The sequence below is a fragment of the Stenotrophomonas sp. STEN147 genome (assembly GCF_056757995.1).
Genome location: NZ_JBRRCG010000002.1, coordinates 39390 through 59517, shown reverse-complemented (window position 1 = coordinate 59517; position 20128 = coordinate 39390). Strand labels below are relative to the sequence as shown.

Annotated in this window: 18 protein-coding genes; all 18 read left to right on the top strand. The window is 67.4% G+C overall.

Annotation, left to right across the window (positions count from 1 at the left end):
* Nucleotides 1–11: 11 nt before the first annotated feature.
* The 18 genes from flgH to fliF all read left to right on the top strand — a co-directional run bounded on the left by flgH (nt 12) and on the right by fliF (nt 20125).
* Complete coding sequence (flgH, locus tag ACVOKU_RS03130) at nt 12–704, top strand: flagellar basal body L-ring protein FlgH (RefSeq protein WP_065175710.1); 693 nt, start codon at nt 12–14, stop codon at nt 702–704.
* A 7-nt stretch (nt 705–711) separates the two neighbouring features.
* Nucleotides 712–1839: a flagellar basal body P-ring protein FlgI gene (locus ACVOKU_RS03125; protein WP_481559044.1), complete on the top strand. Its 1128-nt coding sequence runs from the start codon at nt 712–714 to the stop codon at nt 1837–1839.
* A gap of 1 nt (nt 1840) precedes the next feature.
* Nucleotides 1841–3037 carry a flagellar assembly peptidoglycan hydrolase FlgJ gene (gene flgJ / locus ACVOKU_RS03120; protein ID WP_197599950.1) on the top strand — a complete coding sequence of 399 codons (1197 nt, stop codon included), beginning with the start codon at nt 1841–1843 and terminating at the stop codon, nt 3035–3037.
* An 8-nt stretch (nt 3038–3045) separates the two neighbouring features.
* Nucleotides 3046–4926 (top strand): flagellar hook-associated protein FlgK, encoded by a 1881-nt coding sequence (gene flgK / locus ACVOKU_RS03115; protein WP_481559043.1) that lies wholly within the window; start codon nt 3046–3048, stop codon nt 4924–4926.
* Nucleotides 4923–6125: a flagellar hook-associated protein FlgL gene (gene flgL, locus ACVOKU_RS03110; RefSeq protein WP_053517905.1), complete on the top strand. Its 1203-nt coding sequence runs from the start codon at nt 4923–4925 to the stop codon at nt 6123–6125. Before flgK ends, flgL begins: the two co-directional genes overlap by 4 nt.
* Before the next feature lie 370 nt (nt 6126–6495).
* Nucleotides 6496–7713 carry a flagellin gene (locus tag ACVOKU_RS03105; protein WP_481559042.1) on the top strand — a complete coding sequence of 406 codons (1218 nt, stop codon included), beginning with the start codon at nt 6496–6498 and terminating at the stop codon, nt 7711–7713.
* A 72-nt stretch (nt 7714–7785) separates the two neighbouring features.
* The gene (locus ACVOKU_RS03100) at nt 7786–9018 is read left to right on the top strand and encodes a flagellin (protein ID WP_065176170.1); all 1233 of its coding nucleotides are present in this window, start codon (nt 7786–7788) and stop codon (nt 9016–9018) included.
* 86 nt (nt 9019–9104) lie between these two features.
* Nucleotides 9105–10283, top strand: coding sequence for a flagellin (locus ACVOKU_RS03095; protein WP_481559041.1), 1179 nt, complete (start codon nt 9105–9107; stop codon nt 10281–10283).
* Between the two features lie 436 nt (nt 10284–10719).
* Nucleotides 10720–12135, top strand: a complete 1416-nt coding sequence (gene fliD, locus ACVOKU_RS03090) for a flagellar filament capping protein FliD (protein WP_065176168.1) — start codon at nt 10720–10722, stop codon at nt 12133–12135.
* A 127-nt stretch (nt 12136–12262) separates the two neighbouring features.
* Nucleotides 12263–12679: a flagellar export chaperone FliS gene (fliS, locus tag ACVOKU_RS03085; protein WP_481559040.1), complete on the top strand. Its 417-nt coding sequence runs from the start codon at nt 12263–12265 to the stop codon at nt 12677–12679.
* Complete coding sequence (locus tag ACVOKU_RS03080; RefSeq protein WP_481559039.1) at nt 12676–12969, top strand: hypothetical protein; 294 nt, start codon at nt 12676–12678, stop codon at nt 12967–12969. The genes fliS and ACVOKU_RS03080 overlap by 4 nt, the downstream gene beginning before the upstream one ends.
* Nucleotides 12966–13544: a PilZ domain-containing protein gene (locus tag ACVOKU_RS03075; RefSeq protein WP_053519588.1), complete on the top strand. Its 579-nt coding sequence runs from the start codon at nt 12966–12968 to the stop codon at nt 13542–13544. The genes ACVOKU_RS03080 and ACVOKU_RS03075 overlap by 4 nt, the downstream gene beginning before the upstream one ends.
* A gap of 91 nt (nt 13545–13635) precedes the next feature.
* Nucleotides 13636–14268: a response regulator gene (locus ACVOKU_RS03070; RefSeq protein ID WP_053519589.1), complete on the top strand. Its 633-nt coding sequence runs from the start codon at nt 13636–13638 to the stop codon at nt 14266–14268.
* A 269-nt stretch (nt 14269–14537) separates the two neighbouring features.
* Complete coding sequence (rpoN, locus tag ACVOKU_RS03065; RefSeq protein WP_481559038.1) at nt 14538–15947, top strand: RNA polymerase factor sigma-54; 1410 nt, start codon at nt 14538–14540, stop codon at nt 15945–15947.
* A gap of 14 nt (nt 15948–15961) precedes the next feature.
* On the top strand, nt 15962–16339 hold the full coding sequence (locus ACVOKU_RS03060; RefSeq protein ID WP_053519591.1) for a response regulator: 378 nt from the start codon (nt 15962–15964) through the stop codon (nt 16337–16339).
* Nucleotides 16336–17841 (top strand): sigma-54 dependent transcriptional regulator, encoded by a 1506-nt coding sequence (locus ACVOKU_RS03055; protein ID WP_053519592.1) that lies wholly within the window; start codon nt 16336–16338, stop codon nt 17839–17841. The genes ACVOKU_RS03060 and ACVOKU_RS03055 overlap by 4 nt, the downstream gene beginning before the upstream one ends.
* 259 nt (nt 17842–18100) lie before the next feature.
* The gene (gene fliE, locus ACVOKU_RS03050) at nt 18101–18466 is read left to right on the top strand and encodes a flagellar hook-basal body complex protein FliE (RefSeq protein WP_053519593.1); all 366 of its coding nucleotides are present in this window, start codon (nt 18101–18103) and stop codon (nt 18464–18466) included.
* A gap of 12 nt (nt 18467–18478) precedes the next feature.
* On the top strand, nt 18479–20125 hold the full coding sequence (gene fliF, locus ACVOKU_RS03045) for a flagellar basal-body MS-ring/collar protein FliF (protein ID WP_481559037.1): 1647 nt from the start codon (nt 18479–18481) through the stop codon (nt 20123–20125).
* The last annotated feature ends 3 nt before the right edge of the window (nt 20126–20128 follow it).

Genomic DNA, 20128 nt, shown 5'->3' with positions numbered 1-20128 from the left:
GGGATAACGCCATGTCGCCCATTTCCACCCTCGCCCGCACTGTCCTCGCCAGCACGGTGGCCGCCCTGCTCGGCGGCTGCGTGATTGCCGGCGACGTGCGCCCCTACCCCGCGATGGCGCCGCTGCAGCCAATCATGCCGCCCCAAGCGGAGCCGACGGCCGGTGCGATCTATGCGGCAGGTCCAACCCTGCAGCTGTACTCGGACCGCCGCGCGCGTGATGTCGGCGACCTGCTGACCATCACGCTGCTGGAAAACACCACCGCGCAGACCAGCGCCAACACCGCCACCAACAAGGAATCGAACCTGAGCCTGGGGACGCCCTCGATCTTCGGTGCGCCGGTCACCCTGGGCGGCAAGGACATCCTCAGCGCCAGCGCAAAGGGCGCGCGCGACTTCACCGGCAAGGGCAACAGCGCACAGAGCAACCGCCTGCAGGGCAGCGTCACGGTCACCGTGATCCAGCGCCTGCCCAATGGCAACCTGGTCGTGCAGGGACAGAAGAATCTGCGCCTGAACCAGGGCGACGAGCTGGTGCAGGTGCAGGGCATCGTGCGCCCGGGTGACATCAGCCCGGACAACACCCTTCCCTCCAGCCGTGTGGCCGAGGCCCGCATCGTCTACGGCGGCCGTGGCCCGGTCGCGCAATCCAACGCGATGGGCTGGCTGAGCCGCTTCTTCAACTCCGGCCTGACGCCGTTCTGAGCATGCCATGACGCTTACCTTCTTCTCTTCCTGGCGCCGCCTGTCATCGCTGTGCTGCCTGGTGCTGCTGGCAGTGGCTGCACCCGCCAATGCCGAGCGCATCAAGGATCTGGCCCAGGTCGGCGGCGTGCGCGGCAACGCGCTGGTCGGCTACGGCCTGGTGGTCGGCCTGGACGGCAGTGGCGACCGCACCAGCCAGGCCCCCTTCACCGTGCAGAGCCTGAAGAACCTGCTGGGCGAGCTGGGCGTGAATGTGCCGGCCAACGTCAATCCGCAGCTGAAGAACGTCGCCGCCGTGGCGATCCACGCCGAACTGCCACCGTTCGCCAAGCCAGGGCAGCCCATCGATGTCACCGTGTCCTCGATCGGCAACGCGGTGTCGCTGCGTGGCGGCTCGCTGCTGATGGCGCCGCTGCGCGGTGCTGATGGCCAGGTCTACGCCATCGCACAGGGCAACCTGATCGTGGGCGGCTTCGGTGCGCAGGGCAAGGATGGCTCGCGGGTGTCGGTGAACGTGCCCAGCGTCGGCCGCATTCCCAACGGTGCCACGGTCGAACGCGCGTTGCCGGATGTGTTCGGCGCCAACGGCGAAATCACCCTGAACCTGCACAACAACGACTTCACCACCGTCTCGCGGATGGTCGCCGCGCTCAACAACGCCTTCGGCGAAGGCGCGGCACGTGCCGTCGACGGCGTGACTGTGGCGGTGGCCGCGCCAACCGAGCCGGGTGCACGCATCGGCCTGCTTGCCCGCATCGAGAACCTGGAGCTGACCCCGGGCAGCGCCCCGGCCAAGGTCGTGGTCAACTCGCGTACGGGCACGGTGGTCATCGGCCAGCAGGTCCGCGTCGGCCCTGCGGCGATCTCGCACGGTTCGTTGACGGTGACCATCCAGGAGAACACCAACGTCAGCCAGCCCAACGCACTGGCCGGCGGCAACACGGTGGTCAGCCCGCAGTCGACCATCACCGCCACCAACGATGGCAGCCGCATGTTCAAGTTCAATGGCGGCACCACCCTGGACGAGATCGTGCACGCGGTGAACGCCGTCGGCGCCGCGCCGGGCGACCTCATCGCGATCCTGGAGGCACTGAAGCAGGCCGGCGCGCTGAGCGCCGAACTCGAGGTGATCTGACATGCGCATCACCCCCGCCTTCGAGCTGAATCCGGCCCAGCAGAACGACCCGGCCAGGATCGACAAGGTCGCGCGGCAGCTGGAAGGCCAGTTCGCGCAGATGCTGGTCAAGAGCATGCGCGATGCCAGTTTCGGCGACTCGCTCTTTCCCGGTGAGAACAAGATGTTCCGGGAGATGTACGACCAGAAGATCGCCGAGGCGATGACCCGTGGCAAGGGACTCGGGCTGTCGGCCATGATCACCCGCCAGCTGTCCGGAGCGACCGCCGAAGGACCGGCGCTGGATACCGGCATCGGCGCTGCGAAGGCCAGCCGGGCCTATCAGCTCAACGCGCCCGCCAAGGCGGCGCCGTCGCTGCCACTGGAGGACGCCGGCCAGGCCGTACGCATGCTGCAGCAGATGGCCGCAGGTGCACAGCAGGACGCATCGGCCGCCATCGCACCGATGGAACAGGCGCTGGACCTGATCGCCGGCCGCGAAAGCAGCAGCGTCCACCGGTCGCTGGGCACCGATGATCCGTACATCGCCGGGCTTGACGGCCCCGACTGGGCAGCCCGCAACGACCAGTGGGCCGCCACCGCCAGCAACCGTGGCAGCGGCACTACGACCGATGCGCTGGCGACCCGCACCGCGGTTGCCCAGCTGGGTGCGCATACCCCGGAAGGCTTCGTCGCCAGCATCTGGCAGCACGCACAGAGCGCAGCCCGGGAGCTGGGCGTGGACGCCCGCGCGCTGGTTGCGCAGGCCGCATTGGAAACCGGCTGGGGCAAGCGCCAGATCAAGCACGCCGATGGCAGCACCTCGCACAACCTGTTCGGCATCAAGGCCAATGGCTGGAACGGGCAGCGTGCGGTGGCCGGCACCCATGAGTACGTCGATGGCGTGCGCCGTAATGAAACCGCAAGCTTCCGCGCCTACACCTCGCCGGCCGAGAGCTTCGCCGATTACGTGCGCCTGCTGAAGACCAGCCCGCGCTACCAGCAGGCCCTGCAGGCCGGCACCGATGTGCAGGGCTTCGCCCGGGGCCTGCAGCGGGCCGGCTATGCCACCGATCCGCGCTACGCGGCCAAGATCGCCGCGATCGCCGGCGGCCCGACCATCGAGCGTGCCGTCGCCGCCGTGACCGATGCCGGCAGTCGCCTTGGCCAGACCTTCGCCAGCACCGCAACAGCGGCGCTGGGTATCACCCGTCGTTGAGGAACCCCATGTCCAGCGTACTTTCCACCGGTACCGGTGCCCTGCTCGCCTTCCAGCGCGCCCTGGCAACCACCAGCCACAATGTGGCCAACCTCAACACGCCGGGCTACAGCCGGCAGAAGGTCAATTTCGCCACGGCCGATCCGCAGAATTTCGGCTACGGCACGGTGGGCAACGGCACGCGCATCACCGACATCCGGCGCACTGCCGACCAGCTGGCGATCTCGCGCCTGCTCGACAGCAGCGGCGAGCTGGCACGCCTGAAGCAGTTGTCCGGCATGGCCGACCGAGTCAACGCCCTGTTCTCCGACGCCGCCACCAACGTCGCAGGCGTCTGGTCCAACTTCTTCGATTCGGTCAGCGGCCTGTCTTCCAATGCCTCCGGCACGGCCGACCGGCAGAGCATGCTGGACGGTGGCAAGGCCCTGGCCAACCGTTTCGTGCAGCTCAATACCCATCTGAACAACCTCAACAGCGAGGTCAACAACGGCCTGCTCGCCGGAGCGACCGAGGTCAACCGGCTGGCGCAGGAGATCGCCCAGATCAACGGCGCCATCGGCACCAACATCGCCAGCGCGGCCCCGGACCTGCTCGATCGCCGCGACCAGCTGATCTCGCAGCTGATCGGCTATACCGGTGGCACCGCGGTGATCCAGGACGGCGGCGTGATGAACGTCTACACCGCCGGCGGCAACGCACTGGTGGTCGGCACCACCGCCACCCGGGTCACCACCGTGGCCGATCCGTACCAGCCCGAGCGCCTGCAGCTGGCACTGGAAACGCAGGGCAACACCATCACCCTGGATCCCAAGGCCGTCGGCGGCCAGATCGGTGGGCTGATGGAGTTCCGCGACACCGTGCTGACCCCGGCGCAGGCGGAACTGGGCAAGCTGGCGATCGGCCTGGCCGACAGCTTCAACCAGGTCCACCACCAGGGCGTGGATCTCTACGGCCAGCTCGGCGGCGACTTCTTCAACATCGGCACGCCGCGGGTGACGGCCAACAGTGGCAACAGCGGGACGGCCAGCATCAGCGCCAGCTTCGGCGATCTCGGCAAGCTGGACGCGCAGAACGTCGTCCTGCAGTTCGATGGCACGCAGTGGAAGGCGAGCCGCGCCGACACCGGCGCCAGCATTCCGTTGACCGGCACCGGCACTGCGGCCGATCCGCTGATGATCAACGGCGTCGAGCTGGTGGTCGGCGGCACGCCGGCAATCAACGACCGCTTCCTGCTGCAGCCCACCGCCGGCGTGGCCGGCAGCCTGGAGATCGCCATCACCGATCCCTCGCGCATCGCAGCCGCGGCTGCCGTGAAGGGCGCCGCCGCCACCGCCAATACCGGTACGGGCAAGCTCAGCGGCGTCTCCGTGACCGATGCCGGCAACGCGGACCTGCGCAATCCTGCGGCGATCGTCTTCACTTCCGCCACCACCTACACCATCGATGGTGGCCCGCCGCAGACCTACACTCCGGGCCAGACCATCAGCGCCAACGGTTGGAGTTTCGTTCTCGACGGTGCACCGCGCACCGGCGACACCTTCAACATCACCCCGACCCCGGCCGGCTCTTCGGACAACAGCAACGCGGCAAGGCTGGCCAAGGTGGAGAGCGCCAAGGCGTTCAGCAGCGGCACCGTCACCCTGAACGGCGCACTGGGTGGGCTGACCACCCAGGTCGGCGCGGCCGCGCGCTCGGCCGAGTACTCGCTTGAAGCGCAGCTGGTGATCAACGAGAAAGCCCAGGATGCACGCGATGAGATCTCCGGCGTCAATCTGGATGAGGAGGCGGCGAACATGCTCCGACTGCAGCAGGCCTACCAGGCCGCTTCACAGCTGATCTCCACTGCCGACAACATGTTCCAGACCATCCTGGGAGCCGTCCGCCGATGAGCAGCCGCATCTCCACCGGAATGATGTTCAACCAGTCGGTGACGCTGATGCTGGCCAAGCAGGCCAAGCTCAATCACCTGGAGCAGCAGATCGCCACCGGCAGCAAGATCGTCAGCGCCAAGGACGATCCCGTGGCCGCGGGCACCGCCGTGGGCCTGGACCGCAGCCTGGCGGCACTCGAGCGCATGGGCCTCAACGCCGGCAACGTGCAGAACCGGCTGGGCGTGCAGGAGAACACGCTGGCCCAGGTCAACGACCTGATGGGCCGCGTCAGCGACCTGACGCTGCAGGCCAGCAATCCGGCGCTGAGCGCTGCAGACAAGAAGACCCTGATCACCGAGCTGAATCAGATCCGCGATGGCCTGCTGTCGCTGGCCAACAGCAGCGACGGTACCGGCCGCTATGTATTCGGTGGCACCCATGACGGCGATCCGCCGTTCGCCAAGATCGACGGCAAGGTGGTCTATCGTGGCGACCAGACCCAGCGCCAGGTGGAAGTGGGGCCGGACACCTACGTGCTCGACGCCCTGCCCGGCAGCGAGATCTTCATGCGCATTCCGACCGGCGATGGCTTCGTCGACGGCAGCGCCGCCGCAGGCAACACCGGCAAGGGCGTGCTGACCAACATCACCCGCGACGGCAGCGACAGCTGGAACGGCCAGGCCTTCAGCGTGCGCTTCACCGCCAGCGACCAGTACGAGGTGCTGGACGCAACGGGCAACGTGACCAGTACCGGCTCCCTGAAGCCCGGCGACGAACTGGAAGTGAACGGCGTGCGCCTGCAGATCACCGGCGCTGCCGAGCCCGGCGATACCTTCAACGTGCAGCCGGCCGGCAGCCGCGACATCTTCGCGACGATGGACAAGCTGATCGCCGCACTCGACGCCGATACCGGCAGCACCGCACAGCTGGCGGCGCAGCAGAACCAGCTGCAGAGTGCATTGCGCGACGTCGGCCGCGCGTCCGAGCGGATGATCGATTCGCGTGCTGCCGGCGGCTCGCAGCTCAAGGCGCTGGACAATGCAGCGGACATGCGCGAAGCCAACAGCGTGACGTTGAAGACCACCCTGTCACAGATGCGCGACCTGGACTACGCCGATGCCCTGAGCCAGTACCAGTTGCAGAGCACTGCGCTGCAGGCTGCACAGACGATCTTCTCGCAGATGCAGTCGATGTCGCTGTTCAACAAGATCGGCTGATCCGCTTCCCGCACACGCTCATGAAGGCCGCGATGCCCTGCATCGCGGCCTTTTTCGTTTCCGCAGCACCCTGCCGCTGCCTCGCCCGCCGGTGCGCCGCGCGCGTTCATTCACGACCCGCGCGCCCAGGTCCGCCCCACCCGGCGCTGCCAGCCGCGCCCGCCACCCCTGCCCGCCCCCCTTCCAGGGCGGTGAAACCCCGGAAAAACAGCGTCCTGCGGCCTTCTTCCGGCACATCGGAATTCACGCCTAAAGGTTGTTGACAAAGCGCCGTTATTCATTTGGCAACGGCGAAGCACACAGCCAAACAAAAAACAGGCGGCGCTTCGTTCCATTCACCTACGGGTTCCAAATAAGAGGAGACGACCCCATGGCACAGGTAATCAACACCAATACGATGTCGCTCAACGCTCAGCGCAACCTGAGCACCAGCGGCAACTCGCTGGCCACCACCATCCAGCGCCTCTCGTCCGGCCTGCGCATCAACAGCGCGAAGGACGATGCCGCCGGCCTGGCGATCTCGGAGCGTTTCAGCACCCAGATCCGCGGCCTGGACGTGGCCATCCGCAACGCCAACGACGGCATCTCGCTGGCCCAGGTCGCCGAAGGTTCGCTGAGCGAAGTCGGCAACAACCTGCAGCGCATCCGCGAACTGGCCGTACAGGCCTCCAATGCCACCAACTCCAGCAGCGACCGCAAGGCGCTGCAGGCCGAAGTGACCCAGCTGGTCAGCGAAATCGACCGCGTCGCCAAGCAGAGCGACTTCAACGGCACCAAGCTGCTCGACGGCAGCTTCACCAGCCAGCTGTTCCAGGTGGGCGCCAATGCCGGCCAGGCCATCGCCATCAACAGCGTGGTCGACGCCAAGGCCAACTCGCTGGGCGCGACGACCTTCGTCGACGCCGGCAGCGCCACCCTGGATGACGCAGCCGTCGATGCCGCCGCAGGTACGCTGGCCAACATCACGGTGGGCGGTGTCAGCATCGGCGACGTCACGTTCGACTACACCACCCCGCCGGGCGCGCCGGCCACCGCCGCCGAGATCGCTGCGGTGCGCAAGGTCAACCAGGACAACGCCACCAAGGCGCTGGCTGCTGCCCTGAACGGCAAGATCGGCGAAACCGGCCTGCATGCCGCGCAGTCCACCACCGCGGGCGAAGTCACCCTGACCTCGGTCAAGGCCGACAACACCGTGGCCGGTGTGACCGTGAAGATGGGGCCGACCGCCACCGCAACCGATCTGAACGCCCCCGCCGCCGGCACTTCCGCTGCCCACGTCGCCGACATCCAGATCGATACCGTCGCCGGCGCCCAGCAGGCCCTGGAGATCGTCGACAAGGCCCTGGAGTCGGTCAACAGCGTCCGCGCCGACCTGGGCGCTATCCAGAACCGCTTTACCTCGGTGGTCGCCAACCTGCAGACCTCTTCCGAAAACCTGTCGGCCTCGCGCAGCCGCATCCGCGATACCGACTTCGCCAAGGAAACCGCCGAACTGACCCGCACCCAGATCCTGCAGCAGGCCGGCACGGCCATGCTGGCCCAGGCCAACCAGGTGCCGCAGAACGTGCTCAGCCTGTTGCAGCGCTGACATGAGCCGCTCCCGGGGCACGTCGGGGGCGTCTGACCCAACTCACGTGCAACCGCTCAAGGACCTCTCCTCATGGCACAAGTCATCAACACCAACACGATGTCGTTGAATGCTCAGCGTAACCTGAGCACCAGCGGCAGCTCGCTGGCCACCACCATCCAGCGCCTGTCCTCCGGTTCGCGCATCAACAGCGCCAAGGACGACGCCGCTGGCCTGGCGATCTCCGAGCGCTTCGGCACCCAGATCCGCGGCACCGATGTGGCCATCCGCAATGCCAACGACGGCATCTCGCTGGCCCAGGTCGCCGAAGGCTCGTTGACCGAGATCGGCAACAACCTGCAGCGCGTCCGCGAGCTGTCGGTGCAGGCCGCCAATGCCACCAACTCGGCCAGTGACCGCAAGGCGCTGCAGGCCGAAGTGACCCAGCTGGTCAGCGAAATCGACCGCGTCGCCAAGCAGTCCGAGTTCAACGGCACCAAGCTGCTGGACGGCTCGTTCTCCAGCCAGCTGTTCCAGGTCGGTGCCAACGCCGGCCAGGCCATCGCCATCGACAAGGTGGTCGATGCCAAGGCCGACGCGCTGGGCAATGCCGTCTTCGACGCCAACACCATCGCCATCGACGAAGGCGATAGCGTCGCAGCCGATGCGGGCAAGGAAATCACCTATTCCGGCCTGACCATCGGTGGCGGCGGCCTGACCTCGGCGATCAAGATCGCCGACGTCAAGATCACCTCCACCGGCGACGCCGCCAAGGACCAGGCTGCCCTGGCCGCGGCGACCGTGACCGCGATCAACGCCAAGATTGGTGAGACCGGTGTCTACGCCGAACTCGACGGCACCACCGCCGGCCAGATCAACCTGACCTCGGTGAAGGAAAGCGTCGACAAGGACGGCAAGTTCGTCGCCATGTCGGCCACCGCGGGCACCAGCGCCGGCGTCACCGGCTTCGACAGCGCCGCCGCCACCGCCAGCACCGGCGCATCACCGGGCAAGCTGCTGAAGGACGTCGACATCAGCACCGTGAAGGGTGCCCAGCAGGCGCTGGAAGTGGTCGACAAGGCACTGGGCTCGATCAACAACACCCGCGCCGACCTGGGTGCGATCCAGAACCGCTTCACCTCGGTGGTCGCCAACCTGCAGACCTCGACGGAGAACCTGTCCGCCTCGCGCAGCCGCATCAAGGACACCGACTTCGCCAAGGAAACCGCTGAACTGACCCGTACCCAGATCCTGCAGCAGGCCGGCACAGCCATGCTGGCCCAGGCCAACCAGGTACCGCAGGGCGTGCTCAGCCTGCTGCGCTGATCCACACCGCGATCGACTCCCGGGCGCCTGCCAGACCGGCGCCCGGACCCTGAACCACGCACCACCTCCGCCAAAGGAAATGCACCATGGCACAAGTCATCAACACCAATACGATGTCGCTGAATGCTCAGCGCAATCTGAGCACCAGCGGCGCCTCGCTGGCCACCACCATCCAGCGCCTGTCCTCAGGCTCGCGCATCAACAGCGCCAAGGACGACGCCGCCGGCCTGGCGATCTCCGAGCGCTTCGGCACCCAGATCCGCGGTACCGACGTGGCCATCCGCAATGCCAACGACGGCATCTCGCTGGCCCAGGTCGCCGAAGGTTCGCTGACCGAGATCGGCAACAACCTGCAGCGCATCCGTGAGCTGTCGGTGCAGTCGTCCAACGCCACCAACTCGGCCAGCGACCGCAAGGCGCTGCAGGCTGAAGTGACCCAGCTGGTCAGCGAAATCGACCGCGTCGCCAAGCAGTCCGAGTTCAACGGCACCAAGCTGCTGGACGGCTCGTTCTCCAGCCAGCTGTTCCAGGTCGGTGCCAACGCCGGCCAGGCCATCGCCATCGACAAGGTGGTGGACGCCAAGACCGAATCGCTGGGCACCGCGACCTTCGCCACCGGCACTACGGCTGCCCTGGCAGCGGGCGGCGACGGCGCACGCATCACCGGTACCGTGATGGACGTGGATATCGGCACCGTCGAGATCAAGGCCGGCGCGACCACCGAAGAGGCCGCCAAGGCCGTGGCCACCGCCATCAACGCCAAGATCGGTGAAGCCGGCATTTACGCAGAAGCCAACAGCAACGGCACCCTGAAGCTGAGCTCGGTGAAGGAAGGCAAGGATGTCGTTGCCGCTGACATCGCGCTGGAGCGCAGCAACCTGACGGCCGCAACCGGCGTGTGGAGTGCAAAGACTGCAGTCGCGGCCTACGCCCCTGGCACCGCCACCGCTGCCAGCGTGCAGAAGCTGGACGTGAGCACCGTGCTCGGCGCCCAGCAGGCGCTGGAAGTGGTCGACAAGGCACTGGGTTCGATCAACAACACCCGCGCCGACCTGGGTGCGATCCAGAACCGCTTCACCTCGGTGGTCGCCAACCTGCAGACTTCGACGGAGAACCTGTCCGCCTCGCGCAGCCGCATCAAGGACACCGACTTCGCCAAGGAAACCGCTGAACTGACCCGTACCCAGATCCTGCAGCAGGCCGGTACGGCCATGCTGGCCCAGGCCAACCAGGTACCGCAGGGCGTGCTCAGCCTGCTGCGCTGATCCACGGCAAGAAGGTGCCGCTGCCGCCGGTCGAACCGGCGGCAGCGGCAACCCGACAGCCACGGCGCACGCAGGCGCGGGCCATGCCCGGCCCGGGACGCTTCCCGAACCGGCTTGGCATCGCCCGCCCCTGCGGACCTCTGTTTCAGCGCTGTACCTTTGACTGTACGCACCGGGCGGCTTCGTCTCCCCCCGATTGTCAGTAGCCTGATCCCTCCCCTGCTTTGGGGGAGGGTTTTTTGCAGACTCCCGGCAGCCTGCGTCGTCCCGACCGCACCCTGCCCCGTCACTCCTGCAACCTGCATGCCAAACCTGCCGTCCGGCACTGGCACGGCGCATGCATCAACGAAGTCCTCAAGACCCAGCGGCGCAGGCCGCTATTTTCGTTGACGACGGGCGGCCGCAGCGCGGCGCCCGGATTACCAGGAGAAACGACGTGGCAGACTTTGGATACGGTGGCATCGGCTCGGGCCTGGACATCTCCAGCATCGTCAGCCAGCTGGTCGCGGCCGACCGCAAGCCCGCCGACAATGCGCTGAACCTGCAGCAGTCCAAGACCAAGATGCAGCTGTCGTCGATCGGCACCGTCACCGCGGCCTTCGACAAGCTGAAGACCGCCCTCACTGCACTGAAGGCCACTACGGCCTTCGACACCCGCACGGTCACCGCCAGCAAGGGCGGCAGCGGCGGTACCGACGAGATCCTGACGGCCAGCGTGGCACTGTATGACGTCGGCACCAGCAAGGCAGCCGCGTCCAATGGCACGCACATCATCGACGTCAAGTCGCTGGCGACCGCACACAAGCTGATCGCCGACACCTCCGTGCCCAAGACCGATACGTTCGCCGCCGGAACCTTGACGTTGACCGTCGGCGTCGGCGACAAGGCCAAGACCATGAACGTGGAGGTCGAGGAAGGCGACACGCTGACCACGATCCGCAACAAGATCGACGCCGCCGGCCGCAAGGAAGGCGTGCAGGCCACTCTGATCAGCTCCGGCGACAACCAGTACCTGTCGATCGCACAGGAAAAGACCGGCGCGGCAAACGCGATCAAGCTCGAGTACGCCGGCAGCGACCCGAAGCTGGGAGCGCTGGTCGGCAGCCTGAAGCAGAACACCGCCGCCGCCGATGCCAAACTGACCATCGACGGCGTTGAAGTGGTGAGCGCCAGCAACACCGTGGCCGACGCCGTGCCGGGCCTGACTCTGAACCTGAAGAAGGAAGGACAGAGCACGGTCACGATCAGCACCGACACGGCCGCGGCGACCAAGGTGATGCAGGATTTCGTGACCGCGTACAACGCGGCCATCGCCGCCATCAACACCGAAACCAAGTACGACGCCAAGACCAAGGAAGCGGCGGCCCTCACCGGCGACGCGCAGATGCGCGGCGCCGCCAGCCAGCTGCGCTCGGTGATGTCGGGCGTACTCAAGTCGCTGTCCGGCGATGGCCTGGACGCCAAGGCGATCGGCCTGCAGACCCGTGGCTACCCCAATGCCGATGGCAGCCTGGTGCTTGATACCACCAAGTTCGCTGCCGCGCTTGCCAGCCAGCCGGAGAAGATCCGCCAGGCGATCACCGGCGATGCCGGCGGTGCCGGCCAGCTGTACTCGCTGGTCGACGGCTACGTGAGCACGACGGTCGGCAAGGAGGGTGCGTTCGTGGCCCGCACCAAGGGGCTGAACAATACCCTGGACAGCATCGACAAGCGCCGCAAGGACCTGGATACACGCATGGTCGGCGTGGAGGCACGGTACAAGAAGCAGTTCCTCGCACTGGACAGCCTGATGGGCAAGCTGCAGCAGAGCAGTTCGGCGCTGCAGCAGCAGCTGGCGCAGTTGAACGGTTGACGGACGTGCGCGGCACTCAAGTTTGGTGCCGAACGCACCGATAACGGACGCAACAGCAATCATCGCGGTACTGCCGGCAGTGATCGTCACGATCCTGCTGCAGCACCCAGCGCAAGGAGAATCACGAATGTACGGTTCCAGCCGTCAGTACGCCGAGCAGTACCGCCAGGTGGGTGTGACCAGTGCGGTCACCGATGCCGATCCGCACAAGCTGGTGGCCCTGTTGCTGGCGGGCGCGCTGGAGCGCGTGCGGCGCGCACTGGCCAGCCTCGAGCGCGGCGACCATGCCGGCAAGGGCAAGGCGATCGGCGAGGTCTGCGCCATCGTCGGCCACCTCAACGGCTCGCTGGACCATGAGGCCGGTGGCGAGATTGCCGGCAATCTTTCGTCGCTCTACGACTACGTGCTGCAGCGCCTGACCGAGGCCAACCTGCACAACGACCGCGCCGCCCTGGACGAATCGCTGCAGCTGCTGGGCGAGATCGACAGCGCCTGGAACGCGATTCCGCACGAACAGCGCCGTACGGCGGCGGTGGCATCATGAGCCTGCAGGCACTGCATGCGCAGCTGGACGCGTTCGAGAAGGCGCTGGGTGAAGATGCCTTCGACACCGCTGACAGCCTGCTCGAAGGCCATGACAGCAAGCTGCACGCGCTGTTGAGCCAACCGCTGGCGGCCGCCGACCATGCAGCCCTGACCGCACTGTTCGAACGCCAGCAGAGCCTGCTCACCCTGCTGCGCCATCGCCGTGACGCGGTGGCCGTGCAGCTGCACGATGGACGGCGCTCCCTTCGCGCCGCGCACGCCTACCTGCAGGCAGAATCGCTGGCATGACCCTCCTGCCGACCACGTCGCTGCATCACCCGGCCGAAAGCGAGCTGTTCGACGAGACGCTCAGCTGCGAACTGGCGCTGCCGGTCGAGTTCCAGGCCGGCAACGCGGCAGGACGTACCAGCAGCGCCGAAGGCCTGCTGCGCAGCCTGGCGCTGGTCGAGGACAGCCGTGTCGATGAACACGACGAGCGCAGCGAGGCCAGCCTTCCGCTGCAGCGGCTGGAAGCCAAGCTGGATCTGGCCATGGTGCTGCTGGGCCGGCTCGTGCGCCAACAGGGCCCGGCATTGACCCTGCGCCCGGTGCGCTGGTCGCGGCGCGGCATCCGCCTGCAGCTGGGCCCCCGCAGTGGCGCGGCGCCGGGCCAGGCCGGCGTGGTCCGCGTGCAGCCCAGCGACTGGCTGCCCGACCACATCGATCTGCCGGTGGAAGTGGTTGCCGAGGCCGCCGACGGCAGCGGAGGCCACTATCTCTGGCTGCGTTTCCATCGCCTCGGCGACGGACTGGAAATGGCCATGGAGCGGCATCTGTTCCGCCTGCACCGTCGTCAGGTGGCCGAAGCAAGGCGGGCGCGCTGAACCCTGCCCCGCCCGCCCGCAACGGATGACCCTTGGCTCGCCCGTTCAGCTAAGTTAAGGTGGACTCCCCTCCCGGACCTCCAGCGTGCCTGTGCGAGTTCTCATCGTCGACGATCACACCCTGGTCCGCGCCGGCCTGGCGCGGCTGCTGCAGGGGTTTGCCGACGTGCAGCTCGTGGCCGAGGCCAGCAACGCCGAGCAGGCCCTGCAGCTGGCCCTGCAGCACGCGCCGGACGTGGTTCTGATGGATCTGTCGCTGCCCGGACGCACCGGCCTGGAAGCACTCAGCGACATCCGCATGCGCGCACCCGGCACCCGGGTGGTGATGATGACCATGCACGATGATGCCGCCCACGTGCGCGACGCACTGGATCGCGGTGCCGTCGGCTTCGTGGTCAAGGATGCCGCTCCGCAGGAACTGGAACTGGCGCTGCGCGCTGCACACGCGGGCCAGGTGTTCCTGAGCCCGCAGATCTCGGCGAAGATGCTGGCGCCCATGCTGGGCCGCGAGAAGCCCACCGGTATCGCCGCGCTGTCACCCCGCCAGCGCGAGATCCTGCGCCGCATCGGCAAAGGCGAAAGCAACAAGGAAATCGCCGCCGATCTCGGCATCAGCGTCAAGACCGTGGAAACCCACCGCGCGCGCATGATGGAGTCGCTGGGGTGCCGCCGCGCCAACGACCTGCTGCTGCTCGCCGCCCGCCACCAGCACGAGCTGGAGTGACTACGCCATCCGGATGACGGGTTCCCGTCACCCCCACAGGCACTGACGGAATCCCGTACACGCCGGCACGACGCCCCGACCGCGTACGCAACAGGGAATCAAGGACTTGCGACCGGGGAACGTCAACATCCCGCGTCCATGTCAGGAAAACCCCTACACGCTGTCGGGTAATTCACTAACCACCTCAGGAACCCCCTGATTCCGGACCCGCCGGATCAGAAGCAAGATGCGTTCCACAAGGCGTCGGGGAGCGACGCCGGGGAACCACGATGAAGGCTGCACTCTCGGCCCAGCTGGGCCAACAACTTCACCTCACCCCGCAGCTGCTGCAGTCGATCCGGCTGCTGCAGCTGGACGGACTGCATCTGGAACAGGAAATCCAGCGCCTACTCGACTCCAACCCGATGCTGGAGATCGAGGATGCCGAAGCACCTGCACCCGAACCCGGCGACGCCGGCGCCACCACGCTGGAAACCGCGGCGTTCGACGAGCTGCCGGAGTCCTCGATGTGGGACGTTGCCGGCGCCAGCTGGCAGGACGGCGACGACGACCGGATGGCACGCATCGCGGCGGGCGAATCGAGTGATCCGCAGCTGCGCGTGCTGCAGCGGCTGGCACTGGACCTGGACGACCGCGAGCTGGCGGTCGCCGCCTTCTGGCTCGAGCATTGCGATGACACCGGCTATCTGCAGGCACCGCTGGCACAGCTGCAGCTGCTGGCCAGCGCCCAGTTCGACATCGCCGCCGATGGTGTCGAAGCGGTCCGCCAGCGCCTGCTGCATGGCGAGCCCGCCGGCATGGCCGCGCGGGACCTTCGCGAAAGCCTGCAGGCCCAGCTGCGCAGCCTGGACGGCGTGGTTCCCGCGCGGCATCTGGCCACCCGCATCCTTGCGGGCGCGCTCGAGCCGCTGGCCGCGCACGACTACCCCGCCCTCGCCCGCCTGCATGACGCCGAGATCGGTGACGTGCGCGAAGCAGTGCGACTGATCCTCTCGCTGCAACCCCGCCCGGGTGACAACCTGCTGCCGGAACGTAATGCCGTGGTGGTACCGGACGTGGTCGCCTGGCACGCCGACGGCCAGTGGAAAGTGGCCCTCAATCCGGCGACCAGCCGCCGCGTATCGATCAACACGCAGTACGAACAGGCGCTGGCCGACAGCAACGAGGCTGCACCGGCGCTGCGCGAGATGCTGCAGGAAGCGCGCTGGTTCAGCCGTGGCCTGTCGATGCGCTATGACACCCTGCTGCGTACCGCGCGGGTGATCGTCGAGCGCCAGGCCGCGTTCCTGGTCCGGGGCGAGGAAGCGATGGCGCCGCTGACGCTTAAGGAAGTGGCGGAGGAGATCGGCATGCACGAGTCCACCGTCTCGCGCATCACCACCGGCAAGTACCTGCAGACCCCGCGTGGCACCTTCGAGCTGAAGCACTTCTTCGCGGTGCGCCTGGAAGGCGCCAGCGTCTCCGGCCAGGCGGTGAAGGCCATGGTGCGCCGCCTGATCGATGCCGAGCCGGCCGGTCGGCCGCTGGCCGATGAGGCCATCGCCGCCCTGCTTTCGCGCCAGGGGGTGAACATTGCCCGCCGAACCGTCGCAAAATACCGAGAACAACTGGATATCGCCCCGGCCCGCGAACGGCGCCGGCTCAGCGCCAGGCAACCGCAGCTGGCCCGGGTGGGCTGAAAAGGATGTTGGACATGAACACGCTCACGGTCCTGCTGGTCGATGACCACGAAGGTTTCATCAACGCAGCGATGCGCCATTTCCGCAAGATCGACTGGCTGCAGATCGTCGGCAGTGCCGGCAACGGCCTGGAAGCGATCGAGCGCTCGGAGACCCTGCGCCCGCAGGTGGTGCTGATGGACCTGGCGATGCCGGAAATGGGCGGCCTGCAGGCGACACGCCTGATCAAGTCGCAGGATGACGCCCCGTACATCGTCATCGCCAGCCACTTCGATGACGCCGAGCACCGCGAGCATGCACTGCGCGCCGGCGCCGACAATTTCGTCAGCAAGCTGTCCTACATCCAGGAAGTGATGCCGATCCTGGAAGGCCTCAGGGAGGATCGATCGTGAGCGAGTCGCGCATCCTGGTGCTGGACAACGACGCCGTGCGTGCCGAACGCACCGTTGCCCTGCTGGAATTCATGGACTTCAATCCGCGCTGGGTTTCCGACGCGGCAGACTTCGACCTGGGGCGGCAGCGCCAGAGCGACTGGATGGCGGTGATCGTCGGCAGCCTCGACGACAGCGCCGCCAGCACCGCCCTCTACGCATGGCTGGGCGGCAGCAGCCTGCCGCCGCCGGTGCTGCTGGCCGATGGCGAGGCCAGTGCCTTCGCCCACCGCCACGGCCTGCATGAAGCCAACATCTGGCCGCTGGAGACGCCGCTGCGCCATGCGCAGATGGAAGCCCTGCTGCGCCGTGCCAGCCTCAAGCGCCTGGATGCCGAGCACCAGGCGGGCGCCGTGCAGGAGCAGGGACCCACCGGCAATGGTGCCGCTGTGAGCGCGCTGCGCACGATGATCGACCAGGTCGCGGCATTCGACACCACCGTCCTGGTGCTGGGCGAGTCGGGCACCGGCAAGGAAGTGGTCTCGCGCGCCATCCACCAGCGCTCGCCGCGCCGCGACGGGCCATTCGTGGCGATCAACTGTGGCGCCATTCCAGCCGACCTGCTCGAGAGCGAACTGTTCGGCCACGAGAAGGGTGCCTTTACCGGCGCGCTGACCGCGCGCAAGGGCCGCTTCGAAATGGCGGAGGGCGGCACCCTGCTGCTGGATGAGATCGGCGACATGAGCCTGCCGATGCAGGTCAAGCTGCTGCGCGTGCTGCAGGAGCGCAGCTTCGAGCGTGTCGGCGGCAACCAGACCATCCGCTGCAACGTGCGGGTGATCGCAGCGACCCACCGCGATCTGGAGAGCCGGATCGCCGACGGCAAGTTCCGCGAAGACCTGTTCTACCGCCTCAATGTGTTCCCGATCGACGTGCCGGCCCTGCGCGAACGGCGCGAGGATCTGCCGGCACTGGTGGAAACCATTGCCGCGCAGCTGGCGCGCACCGGCCGTGGCGAAGTCCGTTTCACTGCCGAAGCCCTGCAGGCGCTGGCGGGCTACGAATGGCCGGGCAACGTACGCGAGCTGACCAATCTGGTCGAACGCCTGGCGGTGCTGCATCCGGGTGGTTCGGTACGCGTGCAGGACCTTCCCGCGCGCTACCGGGGCGACGCCCTGCTGGCCCCCGTCAGCACCCCGGCGGCGGTACCGGCAGCACCCAGCGAAGAGCGATTGGACCTGCGCAGCTTCTCCTTCCACACCCCCGGCAGCGGCGGCCAGCCGTCGCTGGAGCACGGCATCGCGGTCAACCGTGCTGCGGCTGCCACGGCCCTGCCCGACGACGGCCTGGACCTGCGCAACCACATGGCCAGCATCGAGCTGGGCCTGATCAATGAAGCGCTGGAGCGGACGCAGGGGGTGGTCGCCCACGCCGCGCAGCTGCTGGGCCTGCGCCGCACCACCCTGGTGGAAAAACTGCGCAAGTACGGCATCGAACGCGAGCAGGCCGAACTGGCCAGCTGAGCGTGATCGCCAGCATGAAGGGGGCACGAACGCCTGGGCTTGCCCGGGCGTTCGTGTATCCGGCGGCCGCCGGCAAGGCCAAAAAACCGACGCCGGTTCACTGACACCGGCAGACGACGACAGCGTATCGGCACGCCAGCTCGCCCGTCCTCCGCCGAACGCAAACTTCCGTCACGTTTCTGAACCACTCAGGCGTTCCGGCACGGCACTTGCAGTGATCCCTGCAGATTCCCCATCCCTGTTCCTGGAACCGTTGCAGATGTCCCACTCCGTCACTTCGATCCTTTCGCAGATCCGCACCTACCAGTCCCAGATGGGACAGCCGGTGCTCAATCCGCTGGCTGAAGCGCCGCGCAGCAATGCCCTTCCTGGTGCGGTGCTGGATGCGCCGCAGGTGCAGCCGGCCAGCTTCACCGAGACCCTGCGCGGTGCGATTGCCGGCGTCAACAATGCGCAGCAGACGTCCGGCGCGCTGGCCAAGGCGTTCGAGATGGGCGAACCCGGCGCCGACCTGGCCAAGGTGATGGTCGCCTCGCAGCAATCCCAGATCGCCTTCCGCGCCACCGTGGAAGTCCGCAACCGTCTCGTCCAGGCCTACCAGGACGTGATGAACATGCCGCTGTAAGGAACTTGACGCATGGCACTGACGCTTTCCAAGGACAGCCTGAACGCCGAGAAGGCGGGGCAATGGTTCGACCGCCTGCAGAGCCTGCAGATCACCCGTCGGCTGGGGCTGATGGCGATGATCGCAGTGGCGGTGGCGGCGGGCCTGTTCGTGTTCTTCTGGTCGCAGAAGCCCGGCATGGTTCCGCTGTATACCGGCCTGGACCAGAAGGCCACCGCTGAAGCGACCGACCTGCTGCGTGCGGCGCAGATCCCGTTTGCCCTGGACCCGGCAACCGGTGGCATCACCGTGCCGGAGAAAAACCTGCATGACGCCCGCCTGAAGCTGGCCGGCTCCGGCCTGACCGACAGCGGCAAGCTGGGCTTCGAGCTGATGGAGCGCGATCCGGGCTTCGGTGTCAGCCAGTTCGTGGAAAGCGCGCGCTACCAGCACGCGCTGGAAACCGAACTGTCGCGCACCATCAATACGCTGCGACCGGTGCGTGATTCACGCGTGCACCTGGCCATCCCCAAGCCCAGTGCCTTCACCCGCCAGCGCGATGTCGCCAGTGCTTCGGTGACCCTGGAACTGCGCGGTGGCCAGCAGCTGGAGCGCAGCCAGGTGGATGCGATCGTGCACATGGTCGCCGCCAGCATTCCGGACCTGTCGCCGGAACGGGTGACCGTGGTGGACCAGAGCGGGCGCATGCTCAGCATCAGCGACCCGAACAGCGAAGCGGCGGTCAACGCCGCCCAGTTCGAGCAGGTCCGCCGCCAGGAGACCTCCTTCAACCAGCGCATCCGCGAGCTGCTGGAACCGATGACCGGCCCGGGCCGCGTCAATCCGGAAGTCAGCGTGGACATGGACTTCTCGGTCACCGAGGAAGCGCGTGAGCTGTACAACGGGGAGCCGGCCAAGCTGCGCAGCGAACAGATGAGCGAGAACACCACCAGCACGCCCGGGCCGCAGGGCGTGCCTGGCGCCACCAGCAACACGCCGCCGGGCCAGGCTGCGCCGCCGCAGACCGCGCAGGCGCCGAGCGAAAGCAGCAAGAACGCCACGCGCAACTACGAGCTGGACCGCACGCTGCAGCACACCCGCCAGCCGGCCGGCCGCATCAAGCGCGTGTCGGTGGCGGTGCTGGTGGACAACGTGCCGCGCCCCGGCGCCAATGGTGCACTTACCCCGCAGCCGCTGTCGGCTGCCGAACTGACCCGCGTGGAGGCACTGGTCAAGCAGGCCGTCGGCTTCAGCGCCGAGCGCGGCGATACGGTCTCGGTGATGAATGCCCCGTTCGTACGCGAGACCACGCCGGTGGAAGGCCCGGCCTGGTGGGAGCTGCCGTGGGTGCACGATGCCGGCCGCATGCTGCTGGGGGCCATTGTGGTGCTGGCGCTGCTGTTCGGCGTATTGCGTCCGGCGCTGCGTGCCATCACCGGCCAGGCGAAGAAGCACGACCCGCTGGCACTGGAACCGCATACCGCGGACGTGCAGCTGGTCGATGACGATGGCAGCCCGCTGCCGGCCCTGGGTGCCGAGCGCGCTGGCCTGGGTGGACCGGAGGCGCTGGCCCTGCCGGTGGACTCCTACGAGGAACGACTGCGGATGGCCCGTGAAGCCGTGAAGACCGACTCCAAGCGCGTGGCCCAGGTGGTCAAGGGTTGGGTGGCCAATGACTGAGGT